Source organism: Bacillus sp. REN3 (genome assembly GCF_017912555.1).
Taxonomy (GTDB): domain Bacteria; phylum Bacillota; class Bacilli; order Bacillales; family Cytobacillaceae; genus Mesobacillus.
Genome location: NZ_JAERSD010000004.1, coordinates 241,827 through 260,662, shown reverse-complemented (window position 1 = coordinate 260,662; position 18,836 = coordinate 241,827). Strand labels below are relative to the sequence as shown.

Sequence of the window (18,836 nt, the reverse complement as noted above, 5' to 3'; positions counted from 1 at the left end):
GACTAGGACAATGGCAAAAGTACTGATGAAGGGAAATGAAGTTATCGCGGAAGCAGCAGTCCATGCTGGCTGCAAATACTTTTTCGGCTATCCGATCACACCTCAAAGTGAGCTTGTTGCATATATGGCTAGACGCCTGCCGGAAGTCGGCGGTTTGTTCCTCCAGGCTGAAAGCGAAGTTGCGGCAATCAATATGGTATATGGAGCGGCAGGGACGGGAGTCCGGGTGATGACATCTTCGTCCAGCCCGGGATTCAGCCTTAAGCAGGAAGGTATTTCCTATCTGGTCGGAGCAGAGCTTCCGGCATTGATTGTCAACGTTGTTCGAGGGGGTCCCGGACTTGGCAATATCCAGCCTGCCCAATCGGACTATTTTCAGGTAACGAAAGGCGGCGGACACGGAGATTACCACACCCCTGTCCTGGCACCATCTACCCTCCAGGAGATCATAGAACTGACAGCAATCGCATTTGATCTGGCGGATAAGTACCGGACACCGGTAATCCTGCTTGGCGATGGCATGCTCGGGCAGATGATGGAGCCGGTAGAATTCGATGGAATGGAAGAAAGGGTGCGCGAAGAGAAGGAATGGACCACAACAGGCACACGCGGGGATGGAAGGCCGCGGGTCATTACTTCGCTTGAATTGAATGCTGATGCGCTTGAGAAGCGGAATGAGCAGTTGCAAAAGAAGTTTGCCCTGATCAAACAGCAGGAGGCTCGCTATGAAACATATGAAACGGAGGATGCTGAGTATATCATTACTGCCTATGGAACAACCGCGAGGATTGCGATGAATGCCATCAACAAAGCGCGCCAGCAGGGAGTGAAGGTTGGCATGATTCGCCCAATCACTTTATGGCCATTCCCGGAAGAGCCATTCATTGAAACTAGGGAGCGGGTAAAAGGCTATTTATCCGTCGAGATGAGTGCAGGGCAGATGGTCGAGGATGTCAGGCTAGCTGTCAATGGGCATGCACCTGTATCGTTTTTTGGGCGGACAGGAGGGGTCGTTCCTACGCAGGAAGAGATCTACAGACAGATTATAAGGACAGCCGGGGGTGTTGAAGTATGACAATGAAGACGGTTTTTGAGAAGACAACTGGACTTACCGATACCGAGACACATTACTGCCCTGGCTGCACCCATGGCATTATCCATCGTATGGTCGGCGAAGTTCTAGAGGAAATGGACATTCTTGAGGATACCGTAGGGGTCGCTTCCGTTGGCTGCTCGGTCCTGTCATATGAATATTTCAATTGTGACATGACACAGGCAGCACACGGCCGTGCACCCGCCGTGGCGACAGGGGTCAAACGCGTACTGCCCGACAGGTTTGTTTTTACCTATCAAGGGGATGGCGACCTGGCGTCGATTGGCATTGCTGAAGCCGTACACGCTGCGGCAAGAGGGGAAAACATTACAGTCATCTTCGTCAATAATGCGATATACGGAATGACTGGAGGGCAAATGGCCCCCACCACATTGATTGGACAGAAAACCGCCACCAGCCCTGCCGGCAGGGATGCGGCTCTCCAGGGCTTGCCAATCCGCATAGCTGAGATGCTTTCTACTCTTGATGGAACTGCTTATATTGAACGTGTGTCGACACATGATGTACAGAATATCATAAAAGCGAAGAAGGCAATCCGCAAAGCGTTTGAAACGCAGAAGCAGGGGCTTGGGTTCTCAATGGTCGAGATTTTATCCAGCTGTCCAACAAACTGGGGACTTGATCCTGCTGAGTCGCTTGGCTGGATCAAGGAAAATATGGTCCCGGTTTATCCTCTTGGCGTATATAAGGATGTGAACAAGGAGGGGAACCGATAATGGAAGAAATCTTGATTGCAGGCTTTGGCGGCCAGGGCGTGATGTCAATGGGCCAATTGATTGCTTATGCCGGGATGAGCGAAGGCATGCATGTTTCATGGCTGCCATCCTATGGTCCAGAACAGAGGGGCGGCACAGCGAATTGCGCTGTCGTTGTCAGCGGGGAGCAGGTTGGATCGCCGCTTGTTTCTCAACCGACAACCGCGATTGTCCTGAACAATCCATCCTACGATAAATTCGAGCCGTCCGTTCGGTCGGGAGGATTATTGATAGTGAATGCCTCACTCGTTTCAAAGTCATCAAAAAGAACGGATATCAACGTTTTGGATATCAAAGCGACAGACCTTGCGAACGACCTTGGGAACCCGAAGGTGGCCAACATGATCCTGCTTGGCGCTTTCCTTGGAGAAACAGGACTTCTTCCTGACAGTGCGATATTAGATGCACTGAAGAAAGTGCTCTCTCCCGAAAAGCATTCCCTTCTCGAACTAAACCAGCGCGCACTTTCGCTTGGAAGATCACTTGTTCAAGTGACGATGTGATATCCGTACACGAATTTCAGACTTTCCAAGATTCGTATTGAAACGGAACCATCCCCAATATGAAATTATCAAGCAGTCCATGATGATTTACTGGGCTGCTTTCACTATGCTCAAGGCCATGTAAAGACAATGCGAACACCACTCATGCTTCAATCAAATGAAGGATTATCGGAACGGCATCCTTCAGGGAAGGAGCTTTCTCATCGGCGCCTGTTTCTTCCGTACCAATAAAGACCGTCTTGCAGCCCGCTTTTTTTCCAGCTTCAATATCCCTTTCATGGTCGCCGACCATCACACTGCCCGGAAGGTGGATATTATGGCGATTGGCAAGGGAAATCAACATGCCGGCATTCGGCTTCCGGCATTCACAGCCTTCTTTTGGTTTATGGGGACAATAAGCCACCTCCTTAATTTCGCCGCCATGTTCTTTGATCATTTCAATCATCCTGCCATGGATTTCCTGGAGTTGCGTTTCTTTCATGAAACCAAGGCCTACTCCGCCCTGATTCGTGACAACAAAGATTTCATATCCTGCCTTGCTGAGTTCCGCGACTGCTTCCGCTGCTCCATCAAGCAAGAAGAGCTGGCCAGGCCGGTTTACGAATTTAACCCGTTCTGTCAACACTTCATTAAGGACACCATCCCGGTCCAGAAAAATCGCTTTTTTCATTCTTACCCCTCCGAAGGTTCTGTGGTTATTATTTTCATAGCTTTTTGATGCCTTGATACATAACGGTTTCCTGTGATCCAGAAGCGCCATGGATAATCCCGGGCTGCACCGGCATTATCGATGCCGATTCTCTTTCCGATGGAAACACTGGCCGGCTGGCTGCCAGCTGCGATGAAAAGTGGTTCCCTTGTTAAGGGATGCCCGTAATCTGACATCTTTATGCCAAGGGCTTTCGTTAATTTGCCAGGCCCGTTTGTCAGGTTGGGCGTATCCTCGATCCCGCGCCTTTCCATCATTAGCTCCAGCCCGGCCACAGGCTCGATAGCCCTGATCAATACCGCTTCTGGATTTTCAGGACCGCCGCTGACGACATTAAAAAGGCAATGGGTATGCATCACATAAGTATAAGCCAATCCTGAATCATGAAACATGATTTCAGTCCGTTTAGTCCTACGATTGTTAAAGCTGTGCGCTGCCTGATCCATCGGCCCGCGATATGCCTCCGTTTCGACGATTTTGCCGGCAGCAGTTCCATCCTCCGTTTGTTTCACAAGCAGACAGCCAAGCAGAGAGGCTGCAAGCTCCAAAGTAGGCTGCTGAAAGTATGCAATGTCCACTGGGGTGTAAAAGGTGCTGTTCTTTTTCATGATGCCTCCTTGATTCCTTATTATCCACTGTATACCCTTAGTTTAGCAGGGGCATCCTCCATCAGCACAACAATCAGCTAAATGGATAGCGAATAAAATCCATTTGGTTTATAGTTATTTTTATAAAACATCATGAAAAATCGAAAATACAATTAGAGGAGTAGCGAGATACATGTGGAAAAAATGGGGATGGACAGCTGCTGTCCTATTAGTCGTACTTTTCCTTGTCCCATACAGCCTTCCGCTCATTTTTGCTTTTATAACAGCTGTGATGCTTGAAGGTTTGGTTCAAAGGATCATCAATCGTTTTTCACTGAAAAGGTTCCAGGCTGTTGTGTCTGTTTTCATTAGCTATGTCTTGCTGATCGCTGTTTTGGGTTACAACCTGATTTCAGTCATTGCCCATCAGACCGTCTCCCTTTCCCAGAGGACGCCTACGTTTGTTAAGGATTTTTACCGGACAGGGATTTTGCCGTTGATGAGGAAATGGGAGTTTTACTCAAAAAATTTCCCCCCAGAGGTCATTGCGCAAATCGAGGATACTATCGAAAAAAATATCAATACATTGGACTCGTTTTTTCAGCAATTGATTGCAAGCACGATTAATCTGCTGACAGCAATCCCTGGATTCCTCATTGAACTGCTTGTATATTTGATTGCGCTCTTCCTGTTCAGCCTTGAATTGCCAAGGCTGAAGCTGAAGCTTGAGTCACACCTGAAGGAAACGACTAGGCAAAAGGTTTTCATGGTAGGAAGCCAGCTTAATAAGGCGGGATTGGGATTCCTGAAAGCCCAGGTTATCCTTAGCTTCGTCACCTTCCTGATGGCAGCAGCAGGGTTAAGCATACTTGGAGTAAAATACACCTTATTGCTGTCGCTGTTGATCGTTGTTGTCGATATCCTGCCGATTCTCGGAACAGGCTCTGTCCTTGTTCCATGGGCAGTGATAGTCATTTTACAGGGGAATAACTTCCTCGGAATAGGCTTGATCATCCTGTTTTTAGTGATAACAGTTGTCCGCCGTGTCATCGAACCAAAGATCTATTCCACGAGCCTGGGGATTTCCCCTCTTGCCACCCTGGTCAGTATGTATATTGGACTGAAGCTGATGGGCCTCGCAGGAATCTTTGTCGGTCCGATCCTCGTGATTATTTATGACACATTGAGAAAAGCCAATATCATTCAATTGAAATTCAAGATATAAAACGGGAAAGGGATTCCCGTTTTTTTCGTTGGCCAGCTTTTTTAAGTCCATGACGGGGAATAACTTAAACAGGCCCTGACGAATTCGATCCACGAAATCCTGTACTCTCCCGAAGGTGGGGAAGTTCGGGCAAAGGTTTATGGAGGAAGGAAAAGTCATTATGGAAGTCAATGATGAAGGGTTGGGCATTCCCAGGGAGGCAATCGACAACTCTGATCTGTGTTCAATAGGGGGACTGGCCTTGGATTGGCAATTGTCAAAGAAATCAGCATGTGCGACAGCGGTGAAATAAAAATAGAGTCCCAGTATGGGGTTGGAAGCAAATTCATCATTTCTTTGCCGGAAGCCGGGAGTTTTGATTGACGGGAACGCATCCAACTGGATGCCGATGTGGCAGTAAAGGTATAATATCAATAAAAGCATCCAGCAGAGGAGGACATAGAAATGGCAAAGAGTTCGCTTGTCTTATACACAAGGCCGATGTGAAGCGATTGCCAGGATGCGAAGGAGTTTCTTTCGCGAACCAATGCCCCTTATCAGGAGATCAATGTCCAGGGAGAGCCTGAAAAGGAAAAGCAGTTAAAGGCAGAGACGGGTACGATCATAGTTCCAGCATTTATTTTTACACAAACAAAATTGCTGTTCCTGAAGCAAAAAAAGGTTCTGATCGGGTTTGAACAGAACAGGGAAAAAATTGAAGAACTCGTAAAGGGAATTCAAAGCTAAAAGCCATCAAATGATTGGCTTAGACTGCAGACAAAGCCAAAGAAAATCGGCTTTGTCTACAGTCTTTTTTTCTTTTGGGCAGTGGCTGTTGATTGCCGTTCCAGGGGCTTCGCTTTCCGCGGGCGGTCAGGGGGCTTCCTCGTGGCTTCGCTCCTGTGGGGTCTCCCTTTGACACGTTACTCCCGCAGGACATTGAATTAGCTTCTTTGAGTTTGCCCACGCACGAAGGAATTGCGGTAGCAATTTCGAGGAGCCTTCGCGTCTTCCGTTCCAATCAATCTTTTCGAAAACGATTTGTTTTTCTGAAAATTGGTTTTGAAAACAACAATCTTTTAGAAAACAGCGTTTGTATAAAAAATTTATGTAATGGTTCGGAACATTTTGCCGTCTCCAAAAATAGGATGAAAATATATTTATTATCGAGGAGAGGAATATTAATTCCTAGTTGACACATTGGAATACATGTAATATATTGATTCAAGAAAGAATGAAGGGGGAAAAAAGATGACGACTGCTCTTGTTAGTTTGAATATTGCTATCATGCTTGTCATTATTGGCAGCCTGTTTTACTTGCAAAAGAAACATTTATCCTTCTCGAAACGTGTGTTCATCGCATTGGGGGTCGGAATTGTCTTCGGGCTTGCCCTGCAATCCATTTACGGGCCGGCTTCTGAAGTCGTCACGAAAAGTGGGGACTGGTTCAGCCTTGTCGGGAGCGGCTATGTGAAGTTCCTGCAAATGGTTGTCATGCCGCTTGTATTCATATCGATCCTGACAGCATTCACGAAATTGAAGCTGACGAATAACATCGGCAAAATAAGTACGTTGATTCTCGGCCTGCTTGTTGGGACAACGGCAATAGCCGCAGCTGTAGGGATTGCCACAGCAGTAGGTTTCGACCTTGAAGCCGTCCAAATCACGCAAGGGGAGGCTGAACAGGCACGCGCCGAACAACTGGAAGAGACATATGGAGGAATCGAAGGGCGCACAATGCCACAGCAGATTCTTGATTTGCTTCCAGCAAACCCATTCCTGGATTTCACAGGAGCTCGTCCAACTTCTACTATTTCGGTCGTGATTTTTGCAGCTTTCATTGGTTTGGCATATTTGGGAGTCAGGAGAAAGTCACCAGAACAAGCTGAGCTTTTTGCGAAAATCGTTGATGCTTTCTATGCAGTCATCATGAGAGTGGTTACCTTGGTTTTGCGCCTGACACCATACGGCGTGCTGGCAATCATGACGAAAACTGTGGCGATGAGTGATATTGATGCAATCTTGAAGCTTGGTAAATTTGTCCTCGCTTCCTATGTCGCACTTGCTGTTATGTTCCTCATCCATTTGCTGTTACTGAGTGCAGCCGGACTGAATCCTGTCACATACATCAAGAAGGCATTCCCGGTTTTGGCTTTCGCATTTACCTCCAGAACGAGCGCGGGGGCATTGCCTTTGAATATCCAGACACAAAGGTCACTAGGTGTTCCAGAAGGAATTGCCAACTTTGCCGGGTCGTTTGGCCTTTCCATTGGCCAGAATGGCTGTGCCGGTATTTATCCGGCAATGCTTGCCGTCATGATTGCTCCGACGGTCGGCATTGACCCGCTAAGCCCTTCCTTCATTGCTACCGTGATCGCGATTGTTGCGATAAGTTCATTCGGTGTAGCAGGGGTAGGAGGGGGAGCGACATTTGCAGCGCTGCTTGTCCTTTCAGCGCTAAATCTTCCAGTCGGTCTTGCCGGATTGCTGATCTCCATTGAACCACTGATTGATATGGGCCGTACAGCGGTCAATGTCAGTGGATCGATGACATCAGGTATCCTGACGAGCCGCATCACGAAGGAAATCGATTCTGCCGTCTATACGGATATGAACCAGAAAATTGAAGCGGAAATCTGATTGATGAGGAGGCTGTCCTTGGGCAGCCTCCTTTCTTATGGAAGTTAAGGAAGCCTACACTTGAAATCCACTGTAAATTTACCGGTTCTGCGTGATTTCACGTCCGCTTGATCACGAACAAGGAAGTCATCAGCCCAACACAGGTAATCGTCAGCAGCGAATAAGCGAACCTCTCAAAACCAATCACTTTTAATCCTGAAATAACCACAAGCCCGTCTATGGCAAAAATCAGGATGCCGACATTGACTGAGAGGAATTTATTGAATAGCTGGGCGAGTAAATCCGTTCCTCCAGTACTGGTTTCATAGCGCAGCATCAGGCCGATCCCGCAACCGACAAGAATTCCCCCAAGGAGAGAACTTGGCAGGATGCCAACTCCCATATGCTGATTGGACGATGAGAACAGATCGATGGAGAGGCTTGAAACTAGTAGCCCATGAAGACTGTGGAAAAAGTATTTTCTCTCTATAAACCAGGCAAGCAAATAGAGTGGGGCGCTCAGAATGATGATTGCCATTCCAGTCTGCCAGCCCAGGAAATAGTGTAAAATCAAGCCTAGCCCGATCATTCCTCCATCGAGCAGGTGGTGAGGGACCAGGAAGCCGTTGACCCCAATCCCCAAAAGAAGGCTGCCGATCAGGACAGCTGTTATTTTCGCTAACATCGTCACCTCACCCGCCTTTGTCCTTCTTATTTTTATGAAAGGAAAACAAAAAAAGAACCCGTCCAAGGACGGGCTCAAAGAATAAGTCAGTGGGGGAGGAAGGCAAGCTGGTAGAAGAACAGCACTGCGAAAATATAAAGCAGTACGGGGACTTCGCGCCATTTTCCCCTGACGACTTTCAGTAAAGGATAAGAGATGAAGCCAAGCGCAATACCTGTTGCGATACTTGATGTAAGCGGCATGCTCAGAATGATCAGGAATGCCGGGAAAGCTTCGTCGAGCTCTCCCCATTTAATCTCAGCTATGCTTCCCATCATCAGGCTTCCAACGATGATCAATGCCGGAGCGGTGATGGCTGATAGGCCTGAAACGGCGCTGACCAGGGGTCCAAAGAATGCTGCAGCGATGAAAAGGACTGCGACTGTAACAGAAGTCAGGCCAGTCCGGCCGCCGGCAGCTACGCCTGATGAAGATTCAATATAGGCAGTCGTTGGGCTTGTCCCGAACATGGCACCTGCTGCAGTCGCGATCGAATCGGAGAGCAAGGCTTCCCGGGCGCGCGGCATCGAACCGCCTTTCATTAATCCCGCCTGGTGCGCGACGCCAATCATCGTTCCTGTCGTATCGAAAATCGTGACAAGAATGAACGAGAAGACGACCGCATACAGACTGTTCTGGACTACATCCATCAGAGCTGTCCATGGGTTAAGGACGATAAAGCCTTCTGGCAGGGACGGAATTGACATGAAACCCTGTTCGAAAGATAATTGGCCAGTAAAAAACGCGATGATACCGGTAAAGACCATACCAAGGAATAGAGCGCCATTGATATTCAGCATCATCAGGATAAGGGTAACCGCCAGGCCGGCAAGGGCAAGCAGGGCGGAAGGCGAATGCAAATCTCCTAAACCAACAAGGTTTGTAGGATGATCGGTAATGATGCCTGTCAGCCGTAATCCAATGAATGCGATGAAAAGGCCGATTCCTGCAGTGATTCCATGTTTAAGATTGGAAGGTATCGCTTCAATCAGCTTTTCCCGGAAGGAGGTCAGCGACAGGATGACAAAGATGAGTCCGGCAATGAACACGGCGGCAAAAGCTGTTTCATATGTAAGGTTTTGATGGTTTCCTACGACTGAATAGGCAAAATAAGCATTGAGGCCCATTCCAGGAGCAATAGCAATTGGGTAATTCGCGAATAAACCCATCCAAAGTGTCCCTATGACCGAAGCGATGATTGTCGCTGTAAAGACTTGTTCAAATGGAACTCCCGCGTCTGCAAGGATAATGGGGTTTACGACGACAATATATACCATCGTGAAAAAGGTTGTAATGCCCGCCATCATTTCCGTTTTTACAGTCGTGCTGTTTTCTTTTAATTTAAACATAAGTTCCTCCAAAAAACGAACGATTTTTAAACACATTAACAATAATATTCGTTTTTAGGTTAGAATACAAGTGGAAAACAAGAAAAAATGATTCATTAGCCTTCAATTCTCTTCCTCAGAAAATCCCTGGAAAAAAATAAGCCTATTATGTAAAGAATGATGGCAATGTAAGCTGGGAGCAAATGGATGAAATCAGTATAACCAATATAATAATGTGTGTAAATTCCTGTGAAAAAAGCAGGCATGCCGCCGAATAGGAAGGTATTCCATACCCATGAATCTCCTTCATGAAATCCCCAGAGAGCGAGCATCAAAACTAAAAGACCAACACTGAAAAGGGCGCTGCCAAACCCTGCGCGGTCATGGGCGATGACCGGAATCAGCATTTCATTAAACTGAGTGAGCTGGTCTGGTGTCATACAAATGTATTGAAGGTCGGTATCGACAAAAACGCTTGTGGCTCCGATTACCGAAATTGCTGCCCCCCCTGCGACAAACGCACATCCTAATAGCACAAAAGCCAGCTGGCCATAATTAGCCTTCTTCCATGCTGGATGGTTTTTCCTGTTTGCGGATTCCGGTGATTGGTCTGCATCCACTGTAGACCGCCAGCCCAATAAAAAAAGCGGAAACAAAATAAGCCAAAATACCCCGTGAAGCCAGTCGAAGTAGCCATAACCTAGGAAAAGCGAGATACCAAGAAATCCGAGAGTGCCGGCAATATTGATGGCTTTCCTCGCCCAGTGGATGCCGTGGCGCACGCCATGCCGGGCCAGCTGCATATAGACAAAACCACCCGAAACCATCGTGCCGGCAAGCGTCATCCGATCATGGGACATGAACTTATATAGGCTGGGACTAAATGCTATAAGTTCCAGTCTTGACATTTGCAAGAAGTCCTCATCGTAAAACAAGATGACTTTTGTCAGGCTGAAGACAAGAGCGGCAACGCCTCCAATAAGGATGGATAGACCAAAAAGCCAGTACCAAATCCAGCCCTTGAAGTATTTGCCCTTTCCAATAGACGCCTCTGTCCTTCGGTTCTGATCCACCATTCGATCAAGCAATGCTTCATTGATTCTTTTCGGGAGGCCAGGCCCTGAAGCGACATATCCGCCTGACAGCAATACAAGATCGGCACCCGCTTCAAAGAAGGCAAGGGCATCTTCGGGCTCCTCTACCCCACCGGACGCAATTACTGGAAGAGAAAGTGCCCGGATCAATTGTATGGCAGTCACCATCGTATCTGCCTGCTTTAAAGGGACGCTCATTGCCTTTCCTTCTGGAAGGGCGTCTTCCTCAATGACAAAGCCGCTAATGACTTTTCCGAACGATTGTAACCGTTCAAGACAGGATCTTGTTTCAGAAGCTTTTATCGCCACCAGCAATGGTTTTGGCCCTATTTCGTTTTTTAAAGCCAGCAAGTGTTCATTTGAATGAATTTGGCTAATTTCTACCGCGAATAAATCTCCGCTGTCAGCTAGAGCTTTTGCAGCTGATAAAAGCGTTGCGTCTTCTCCGCCAAGTCTGATCATCGTCCTGGCATGGTGATTCCGAAATCTTGCCAACTTTTTAACTGTCATCTCGAGTCCGATTGATTCGGGGGTGATTGGGTACAAAATGGCGTGATCGTTAGCTGAATACCTAGCTGCAAAGTCAGGCCTCGAAGGCAAGGTGGTTACCGGCCCTACTTCAATCAAGCCGAATCCCAAGTGAGGAAAAGCGTCTATCCCGGATAACAGCGGGTCTATCTTGCCGCTTAATCCTACAGGGCTGCTGAAAGTCAGAGAGAATAATCGTTTTGTAAGTCTATCAGAGGGGGCCATATGGCCAAGGAATTCAATGAAATGCATCCCGCCAGGAAGCCTGGATATCGCCGACATTCCTCTATGGATGAATTCACGTCCTTTATTTCCTGGCAAATGGGACAACCATGGCTTGAATAATGGATGATAAGACCAATCGGGCATACAATCCCTCCTGAATCGTTTTCCTTTATTTTAACGTAAAAAATTTCCTTCTGGACAAACAACTCGAATAAAAAGGATCTTTTCTTGAGAAGATAAATGGGAAAAATGATTGTGGAGGGAACGGCAAAATGGATGTTAAGCGAATCAAACAAATACTTTCATCTCCGGCAGATATCGACGTGGTGTATAACGGGGCAGAGGTGTGGATCGATAAGCTGAATGAGGATGGCAGGACGGCTACAGTCCATCTTAGGGGGCCATTGGAAGAAAGGACGATCGTAGAGATTTCCGAACTGGAGGAAAGATGATGGCTTCAGTTGGACCGCCATGCAGGGATGACGGCGGTTTTTCTTTTGGAAGGGGATTCAGGGAACGCAATTTCCAATATGAACCCAACCGCCATGTGAAACTAAACAAATAGTTTCAATCAGGAGTTTTGCCTGGAGCATTTCTGTGTACAGCCGGACTGTAATATGGCACTATGAGGATAAATACCTCCAGAGGTTTCTTTGGTAGGTTGGAGTGGTATTCATAATAAGGAAAGGGGAGATTAGTATGTTCCATTATACTATTGAAGTGAACAAACCATTGAATGAAGCGGCATCAGCACTGGAAGCCAGCCTTAAGGAAGAAAAGTTCGGTGTCCTTTGGTCCCTGAATATGAAGGAGACACTGGCAGGAAAAGGTGTCGAGCTTGATGGGGATTATATAATCCTTGAGGTATGCAACCCGCATGAAGCGAAACGCGTCCTTGAAAAAAATCCGCTGGTAAGCTATTTCCTTCCGTGTAAAATCGTCGTTTATTCTGACAATGGTACAACCAAGATTGGAATGGCCAGACCGACGGAACTGATCAAAAATGTTGATAACCAGGAGTTGCAATCCATTGCAGGAGATATTGAAAAAAGGTTGATTGGAAGCATTGACAAGCTGAAGTAAAACATGAAAACCCGGGAATTTCCCGGGTTTTTTTTCGTTTTTTAAAAAAAAGCGTTCAAAATGAAATAAGCAATGCTTGCCACTAGTGCCGAAATGGGTAAAGTGATGACCCAGGTGATAATCATCCGCTGGGCTGTTGTCCATTTGACACCCTTTATACGATGGGCACTGCCTACCCCAAGGATCGAAGATGAAATTACGTGGGTCGTACTTACAGGCAGATGAATGAACGTTGCCCCGAAGATGATCATCGCACCCGTAAGGTCAGCGGCTACTCCATTGACAGGACGGATTTTCATGATATTCCCGCCAACTGTCTTGATGATTTTCCAGCCGCCGACCGACGTTCCGAGGCCCATGGAAAGCGCGCAGGAGAACTGGACCCAGAAAGGAATTTCATCAGTTGAATGGAAGTTATTGGCGATCAACGCCATCGTGATGATTCCCATTGCCTTTTGTGCATCATTCGTTCCATGGGTGAACGCCTGCAATGCAGCTGTCCCGATTTGGAATAGGCGGAAATTCTTATTGGTTTTCGCAAGGTTATGATTCCTGAAAACGACCTTGAAGATGCTGTAGACAATGTAACCAACCGTGAATGCAAGGAGCGGTGAAATAATCAGCGCCTCGATAATTTTCAAGAATCCGCTGTAATTCAATGCATTTACTCCTGCAGCCGCAATCGCGGCTCCAGCTATCGAACCGATGATGGCATGGGAAGAGCTGCTTGGGATTCCATAATACCATGTCAGCAGGTTCCAGAATATCGCGGCGATCAATGCAGCGAGAATGACGAGAGAGCCATTTTCGAGCGTGAAAGGGTCGACGATATCCTTTGTGATGGTCTTTGCCACACCCGTAAAAGTCATGGCGCCAACAAAATTCATTACTGCAGCCAGCATAATGGCATGACGAGGTTTCAATGCTTTTGTCGATACGGATGTTGCGATTGCGTTGGCCGTATCATGGAAACCGTTAATGAAGTCAAACGCCAGTGCGCCGATGACAATCAAAAACGTTAAGATGAGTAATGTATCCATTTGTAAAACTCCTTACGCATTTTTCATGACAATGCTCTCAAGCGTGTTGGCAACATCCTGGCAGCTGTCCGCGATTTCCTCAAGTGCTTCATAAATTTCCTTGTACTGGATAATACGGATCGGGTCCTTTTCAACAGAAAATAAATGCTTGATTGATTGGCGGAGGACGCCATCACATTTAGATTCCAAATCCTTGATCCTGATAGCGTGTTCCCTGATTTTCGGCAATTTTTTCGTCGTAAGCAGCTGGACCGCCTGTTCGATTTCAAATGAGGCACTCTTGATTGCTGCGACAAATTGCAGCATAAAGTCATCGGCTTTCACGATGGAATAAACATCGAATAAATTTGCGCACTGCTCCATGCCATCGAGGACATCATCCATGGACATGGAAAGCGCGAGGATATCTTCCCTTTCAATCGGTGTGATGAAGGCATTGTTAAGCTCCATGATAACTTCATGTATCAAAGAGTCTCCTTTTGTTTCCATATCCTTCATTTTCTCGGTAAAGATTTTCAGATCGCTAACATTATTCAGCTTATAATCTGCGAAATACTCACTGCTTTCCTTCAAGTTGATAGAAATATCCGTAAGTAAAACAGCGAACTTGTCCTTTTTCCTGAAAACCATTTTAAAACCCCCACTTTTATCCAAACTGCAATATTTTATAGGCGAAATTAATTTTAGCCGAAAGTTGTCGAAATAAGAAGCATGTTTTTACAAAAATAATAAATTTTTAACAAATAACATCTTTCTAAATTTACATTCGATCGGGAAGATAGTATTTCTTTCCTTTTTTCGATGGGTTGAAAACCTCTTTCGGATGACAGACCCTTATTTGAAATAATGCCCATCACGCGGTTTAGGACAAATTTTTGCCGGGAACTTTGGAATCTACAGGAGAAAATGCCGGCTTCATGCCGTTCATATAAATTGGCGGCCGCAGAGATGGCCGCTTTTAATTTGTTTGTGCCCGTAAAACTGGATAAAATGAAGGAAAAGGAGTGATGGAGTTGGCAGCATCTATATTTGATACCGTGACATTGGGCAATGGTGTGAAAATGCCTGTCTTCGGGCTTGGTGTCTATAAAGTGGAGGAAGGCGACCAGGTGACCGAGACCGTGAAAACTGCCCTCAAGCTTGGTTATCGGCTGATTGATACCGCCTCATTTTATGAGAATGAAGAGGGGGTTGGCAAAGCAATCAAGGAAAGCGGGATTCCGCGGGAGGAAATATTCGTAACGACAAAGGTATGGAATAGCGATCAGGGAGAGGAAACAACCTTGAAGGCTTTTGACGAGAGCATGAGGAAGCTTGGCCTTGATTACATCGACCTCTATTTGATTCATTGGCCTGTAAAAGGAAAATACTTAGGTACATGGCGCGCTCTGGAGAAGCTTTATAAAGAAGGCAGGGTAAGAGCGATTGGGGTCAGCAATTTCAAAGAACACCACCTCGATGATTTGCTGAACAATAGCAGTGAGAAGCCTGCAGTCAATCAGGTAGAACTGCATCCATTGCTGTCTCAAGAACCCTTAAGGGACTACTGCCGCGAGAAAAGTATTCAAGTGGAAGCCTGGTCCCCACTATCAAGAGGCAGGTTTTTCGACGAGCCGGTCTTAAGGATGATTGCCTCCAGGCATGGAAAGACACCCGCGCAAGTGATTTTAAGATGGCATCTTCAAAATGCGATAATCGCAATCCCGAAGTCTGTCACGCCAGAAAGGCTAAAAGAAAACGCCGATATTTTCAATTTTGAATTGAATACCGAGGAAATGGAAGAGATGAACGGACTTAACAGAAATCAACGTTTTGGAGCGGATCCGGATCATTTTGAGTTTTAAAAGGGCTGGTTTGGCTAAAATAATGGTAGGAGGGAGCCGTGTGGATTACACACTTCCTCCTGCAGAATTCCATAAAGGATTCTGGTCCGCTAACCAATGCAGGAGAGTGGTGATGCTAAGGAATTTTAGCCTTTACCCGGAAAGATAGCACCAGATAACAGGTGTATTTTTTTGTTTTTGGTATCTCGATTTCAAGATTTTTGCATTGATGAGACAAGAAATGATTACAACAAAAACGGAGGCGATGACATGGCAAATGTGAACCTTGCAATCATCTATTACAGTTCGACAGGAACGAATTACAGGCTGGCAAGAATGGCGGAGCAAGCTGGAAAAGATGCTGGAGCTGAGGTGAAGCTTAGGAAGGTTGAGGAGCTGGCACCCCAAACCGCGATTGATTCTAATCCTGCATGGAAAAAACACATGGAAGAAACGAAGGACGTACCAGTCGTTTCCCTTGATGACCTGGAGTGGGCAGATGCGATTATTTTCAGTGTTCCGACCCGTTTTGGCAATCTGCCTGCACAGATGAAGCAGTTCCTTGATACAACAGGAGGGCTGTGGTCCAAAGGGAAATTGGCAAACAAGGTCGTCAGCGCGATGTCTTCAGCCAGCAACTCTCATGGAGGACAGGAAATGACCATCAACCATCTGTATACGTCAATGATGCACTGGGGGGCGATTATTGCTGCGCCAGGCTATACGGATCAGTCGATTTTCGCAGCCGGAGGAAACCCATATGGAACTTCAGTGACCGTAGGGCAGGAGGGCAAGATGGCAGAGGATGCAGAAGCAGCAGTCAAGCATCAGGCTGCCCGTACCATCCAGGTTGCTGGATGGATAAAACAAGGATTGAACAATTAACACAATTTCCGGACTGAAGTTTTATTCAGTCCGTTTTTAATTTTGAAAACTGGATACATTAAAACCAAGAGTTGAAATTCCTGGTTTCCGAGGATGTTTTAACTTTTCAAGAAGGTGGTATTGTAGGTGTACAAGCGGGACATACGGTGAGGGCCAATGGACCTCCAACAAATTTCCATCGCTTGGCATTCTGCAAAAATAAGGGTTTAAAAACATCGATTAAGAGGTAACTTAAGATTAAAGCTAGCTGAAAGATAATCCCGGGATTCAGCGATGCTTAATCTAAAAAAATCACTGCAGTTGAACTCTTGAATAGGGTGTTGATCCCTTAGCACTTCTAACTACTTGATTTTAAATTTCGAACTCTAAGGAGGAAGTACACTATGTTAGCATTCTTATGGTCATTAATTATCGGAGGAATTATTGGTTGGTTGGCAGGCTTAATCCTAGGCCGAGACATTCCTGGCGGAGTCATTGGAAACATCATTGCAGGTTTTGTTGGTGCCTGGATTGGACAAGCAATCCTCGGAGATTGGGGTCCGATTGTCGCAGACTTTGCGATCATCCCAGCCTTGATTGGTGCTATCGCGCTAGTCTTCATTGTAAGCTTGATTATGCGCAGCATGCGTAAAGCTGATTAATAAGAAAAATCCTTCCGATCGGAAGGATTTTTTTTCGTCTTTGTTATTCGCCTTTCATTTTGCATCTGTTTTTTTCCTGCCGACCCAGACTAAAGTTCAAAATCTCACAGTTGTAGGGAAAGGTTATATTGCCAGCTTTTCCATTCCCTTTAGAAGCAGTGGCGAAGCGATAAAAGCTGCACAGCTGCCCCCTCATGAAGCGGGAAATCGACGATGTTGATTTCCTACTGATTTTATATGGCTCCAGTCTTAGGCTCCTTTCACCTTTCCTTCTTTTCTAAGGCATGAAAAAGATAGCCACTGAAATATCTCTCTTAAATCGTGAATGGATCAATCCCTTTGAAAATTGGCGGCTCATCAAGGAAGGGCGCATGGCAGTTGATTTTCTCCCCGGTGAAAGGATGGACAAATTCAAGCTTCACGGCATGAAGCGCTTGCCTGTGGAAAAGACTGCTCCCTCCATAAAGGTTATCTCCAGCAAGCGGGTGGCCAAGATAGCTTAAATGCACACGGATTTGATGGGTTCTTCCAGTATCGAGCGTGCATGCAATAAGCGTCAGCTCCTTCTGCCTAAGCCGCTCGATCACCTTAAAATGAGTGGATGCGCTCTGGCCTGTTTCTGAAACCCGCCTTCTAGTCGGATGATGGCGATCCCGTCCAATCGGTTGATTAATTGTCCCTTTTTTCTGCTTTATGATTCCGTCCGTCAATGCCAGATATGTTCGGTTGATGCTGCGCTCCTCAAGCATTTTATCGAGGATCGCTGCCATGAATGCATGCTTGGCAAAAAGCACTGCACCTGTCGTATCGCGGTCAAGCCTATGAATGTGTCGGGGACGGGTCAATTCACCGTTTGCCTGCAAATGAAAGGCAGCTACGTTTTCCAGGGTGCCGGTTTGTCCTGCTTGATTTGGATGGGTATCCATCCCGGCAGGCTTATTGAATACGATCAGGTGTTCATCTTCGTAAAGTACGCCAATTTCCCGGTATTCAGGAATAACATCGTACGGCTCTTCTGCAAAAAACTTTATTCTCAGCTTATCGCCTTTGGCCAATGGCACGGTCCAATCAGGGATTTTGCTGTTCAATAAAACGAGTTTGTCCATGCGGTAAAGATGGACAAGCTTTCTCGGTGCCTTCCACCAGTCCCTGAAAAGGGTTTCGAGTGTGTAATGTTGCCATTCTTCCGGGATGGTCAGTTCAAACCAATCCCCTTTTTTTGAAGTTTGAATCATAATCGTCTCCTGTTATGTATAGTTATGATGTGAAAGATATTGCCTGGGTGGCGCAATCATTTTGGTTCTTTCTATGGGCATAATTACCACTCTTTTGCCAGCAACTGATATGTTATTCTTTAGGTATATATTACGGAAAGATTTCAATTGTTATAAAGGTGGGTCCCTCATTGAAAATCGTTTTTTCATCTACACCAGGACAGGAAGAGAAAATCCGTGAACTGTCAAGGTATTTTTATACTGATGTGTTCCCGCTATACTTCAGCGACGAAGACATTGAAGAATTTGAAAGGCTGGAAATATTGCAGACCAGGCCTGACCAATTTGATCGGTTCAGTACATTAGGCGACGCTTTCAAGGTCATCACGTGCATGCAGACGCTGATCTCGATACTAGAGGCAGGGCATATACCGGAGAGATACCAGCAAATGTTCCGCCGGAATGTCCAGACATTGACAGATTACGGGATCTGTTTCCCATTCAACTATCATCAGTTCTCTGAATCCAGACACGTCCATCTCGACTATATAAGTACATACACTAAAGCAGCAAACAGATTGCTGCTTTAAAAGGATCATCAAAACAGTACTTATGAAATGTATGACGCCAAATACAAACGCCTGCTTCATGCAGGCGTGTTCTTTTTCATAGGCTCTCTTCGTAAACATTGCTGCTCTTCAAGTAATGTCACGGACCTCCTCTCTTAGGCTGTCGCCTTCCAAAAGGCAAGTTGCGGCGC

The 18,836-nt window shown here is 46.3% G+C and carries 20 protein-coding genes and 1 pseudogene; 13 read left to right on the top strand and 8 right to left on the bottom strand.

Annotation, left to right across the window (positions count from 1 at the left end; genetic code table 11):
- Positions 1–10 precede the first annotated feature (10 nt).
- From JJQ88_RS05615 to JJQ88_RS05605, 3 genes are read left to right on the top strand one after another with little or no spacing between them, the layout of a single operon-like run.
- A complete protein-coding gene (locus tag JJQ88_RS05615; protein ID WP_210364747.1) occupies positions 11–1,075 on the top strand; it encodes a 3-methyl-2-oxobutanoate dehydrogenase subunit VorB in 1,065 nt (354 codons plus the stop codon).
- The gene (locus JJQ88_RS05610; protein ID WP_246860947.1) at positions 1,072–1,830 is read left to right on the top strand and encodes a thiamine pyrophosphate-dependent enzyme; all 759 of its coding nucleotides are present in this window, start codon (positions 1,072–1,074) and stop codon (positions 1,828–1,830) included. The genes JJQ88_RS05615 and JJQ88_RS05610 overlap by 4 nt, the downstream gene beginning before the upstream one ends.
- The gene (locus JJQ88_RS05605; protein WP_246860946.1) at positions 1,830–2,372 is read left to right on the top strand and encodes a 2-oxoacid:acceptor oxidoreductase family protein; all 543 of its coding nucleotides are present in this window, start codon (positions 1,830–1,832) and stop codon (positions 2,370–2,372) included. The genes JJQ88_RS05610 and JJQ88_RS05605 overlap by 1 nt, the downstream gene beginning before the upstream one ends.
- 142 nt (positions 2,373–2,514) lie before the next feature.
- Here the strand turns inward: JJQ88_RS05605 and JJQ88_RS05600 are convergent, their stop codons facing one another.
- The gene (locus JJQ88_RS05600) at positions 2,515–3,042 is read right to left on the bottom strand and encodes a D-glycero-alpha-D-manno-heptose-1,7-bisphosphate 7-phosphatase (protein WP_210364746.1); all 528 of its coding nucleotides are present in this window, start codon (positions 3,040–3,042) and stop codon (positions 2,515–2,517) included.
- A gap of 2 nt (positions 3,043–3,044) precedes the next feature.
- Positions 3,045–3,689 (bottom strand): DNA-3-methyladenine glycosylase, encoded by a 645-nt coding sequence (locus JJQ88_RS05595; protein ID WP_210364745.1) that lies wholly within the window; start codon positions 3,687–3,689, stop codon positions 3,045–3,047.
- A 172-nt stretch (positions 3,690–3,861) separates the two neighbouring features.
- Between JJQ88_RS05595 and ytvI the strand changes: the two genes are divergently transcribed.
- From ytvI to JJQ88_RS05575, 4 genes and pseudogenes are all read left to right on the top strand, one after another.
- Entirely contained in the window at positions 3,862–4,893 is a 1,032-nt protein-coding gene (gene ytvI / locus JJQ88_RS05590) for a sporulation integral membrane protein YtvI (protein ID WP_210364744.1), read from the top strand.
- 219 nt (positions 4,894–5,112) lie between these two features.
- The gene (locus tag JJQ88_RS21450; protein ID WP_210364743.1) at positions 5,113–5,256 is read left to right on the top strand and encodes an ATP-binding protein; all 144 of its coding nucleotides are present in this window, start codon (positions 5,113–5,115) and stop codon (positions 5,254–5,256) included.
- 138 nt (positions 5,257–5,394) lie between these two features.
- Positions 5,395–5,619: pseudogene (locus JJQ88_RS21805) on the top strand (glutaredoxin family protein); the annotation flags it as partial.
- Between the two features lie 504 nt (positions 5,620–6,123).
- Positions 6,124–7,512 (top strand): L-cystine transporter, encoded by a 1,389-nt coding sequence (locus tag JJQ88_RS05575; RefSeq protein ID WP_210364742.1) that lies wholly within the window; start codon positions 6,124–6,126, stop codon positions 7,510–7,512.
- 97 nt (positions 7,513–7,609) lie between these two features.
- Here the strand turns inward: JJQ88_RS05575 and JJQ88_RS05570 are convergent, their stop codons facing one another.
- From JJQ88_RS05570 to JJQ88_RS05560, 3 genes are all read right to left on the bottom strand, one after another.
- A complete protein-coding gene (locus JJQ88_RS05570; protein WP_210364741.1) occupies positions 7,610–8,176 on the bottom strand; it encodes a YitT family protein in 567 nt (188 codons plus the stop codon).
- A gap of 86 nt (positions 8,177–8,262) precedes the next feature.
- A complete protein-coding gene (locus JJQ88_RS05565) occupies positions 8,263–9,564 on the bottom strand; it encodes an NCS2 family permease (protein WP_210364740.1) in 1,302 nt (433 codons plus the stop codon).
- A gap of 95 nt (positions 9,565–9,659) precedes the next feature.
- Complete coding sequence (locus JJQ88_RS05560; RefSeq protein WP_210364739.1) at positions 9,660–11,534, bottom strand: dihydroorotate dehydrogenase; 1,875 nt, start codon at positions 11,532–11,534, stop codon at positions 9,660–9,662.
- Between the two features lie 128 nt (positions 11,535–11,662).
- On the opposite strand from JJQ88_RS05560, the gene JJQ88_RS05555 reads away from it, so the two are divergent.
- A complete protein-coding gene (locus JJQ88_RS05555; RefSeq protein ID WP_210364738.1) occupies positions 11,663–11,842 on the top strand; it encodes an H-type small acid-soluble spore protein in 180 nt (59 codons plus the stop codon).
- A 247-nt stretch (positions 11,843–12,089) separates the two neighbouring features.
- Positions 12,090–12,473: a DUF302 domain-containing protein gene (locus tag JJQ88_RS05550; RefSeq protein ID WP_210364737.1), complete on the top strand. Its 384-nt coding sequence runs from the start codon at positions 12,090–12,092 to the stop codon at positions 12,471–12,473.
- Between the two features lie 41 nt (positions 12,474–12,514).
- Here the strand turns inward: JJQ88_RS05550 and JJQ88_RS05545 are convergent, their stop codons facing one another.
- The gene (locus tag JJQ88_RS05545) at positions 12,515–13,513 is read right to left on the bottom strand and encodes an inorganic phosphate transporter (RefSeq protein WP_210364736.1); all 999 of its coding nucleotides are present in this window, start codon (positions 13,511–13,513) and stop codon (positions 12,515–12,517) included.
- Positions 13,514–13,525: 12 nt separating this feature from the next.
- Positions 13,526–14,143 (bottom strand): DUF47 domain-containing protein, encoded by a 618-nt coding sequence (locus JJQ88_RS05540; protein WP_210364735.1) that lies wholly within the window; start codon positions 14,141–14,143, stop codon positions 13,526–13,528.
- A gap of 431 nt (positions 14,144–14,574) precedes the next feature.
- Here JJQ88_RS05540 and JJQ88_RS05535 point away from each other — a divergent pair, with 431 nt between their 5' ends.
- From JJQ88_RS05535 to JJQ88_RS05525, 3 genes are all read left to right on the top strand, one after another.
- The gene (locus JJQ88_RS05535) at positions 14,575–15,357 is read left to right on the top strand and encodes an aldo/keto reductase (protein ID WP_282597666.1); all 783 of its coding nucleotides are present in this window, start codon (positions 14,575–14,577) and stop codon (positions 15,355–15,357) included.
- 249 nt (positions 15,358–15,606) lie between these two features.
- Positions 15,607–16,221: an NAD(P)H:quinone oxidoreductase gene (gene wrbA / locus JJQ88_RS05530; RefSeq protein ID WP_210364733.1), complete on the top strand. Its 615-nt coding sequence runs from the start codon at positions 15,607–15,609 to the stop codon at positions 16,219–16,221.
- A gap of 383 nt (positions 16,222–16,604) precedes the next feature.
- Entirely contained in the window at positions 16,605–16,862 is a 258-nt protein-coding gene (locus JJQ88_RS05525) for a GlsB/YeaQ/YmgE family stress response membrane protein (protein ID WP_210364732.1), read from the top strand.
- A 314-nt stretch (positions 16,863–17,176) separates the two neighbouring features.
- Here JJQ88_RS05525 and JJQ88_RS05520 read toward each other — a convergent pair whose 3' ends face one another.
- A complete protein-coding gene (locus tag JJQ88_RS05520; RefSeq protein WP_210364731.1) occupies positions 17,177–18,097 on the bottom strand; it encodes an RluA family pseudouridine synthase in 921 nt (306 codons plus the stop codon).
- A gap of 170 nt (positions 18,098–18,267) precedes the next feature.
- Between JJQ88_RS05520 and JJQ88_RS05515 the strand changes: the two genes are divergently transcribed.
- Complete coding sequence (locus tag JJQ88_RS05515) at positions 18,268–18,666, top strand: YhcU family protein (protein ID WP_210364730.1); 399 nt, start codon at positions 18,268–18,270, stop codon at positions 18,664–18,666.
- Positions 18,667–18,836 lie beyond the last annotated feature (170 nt).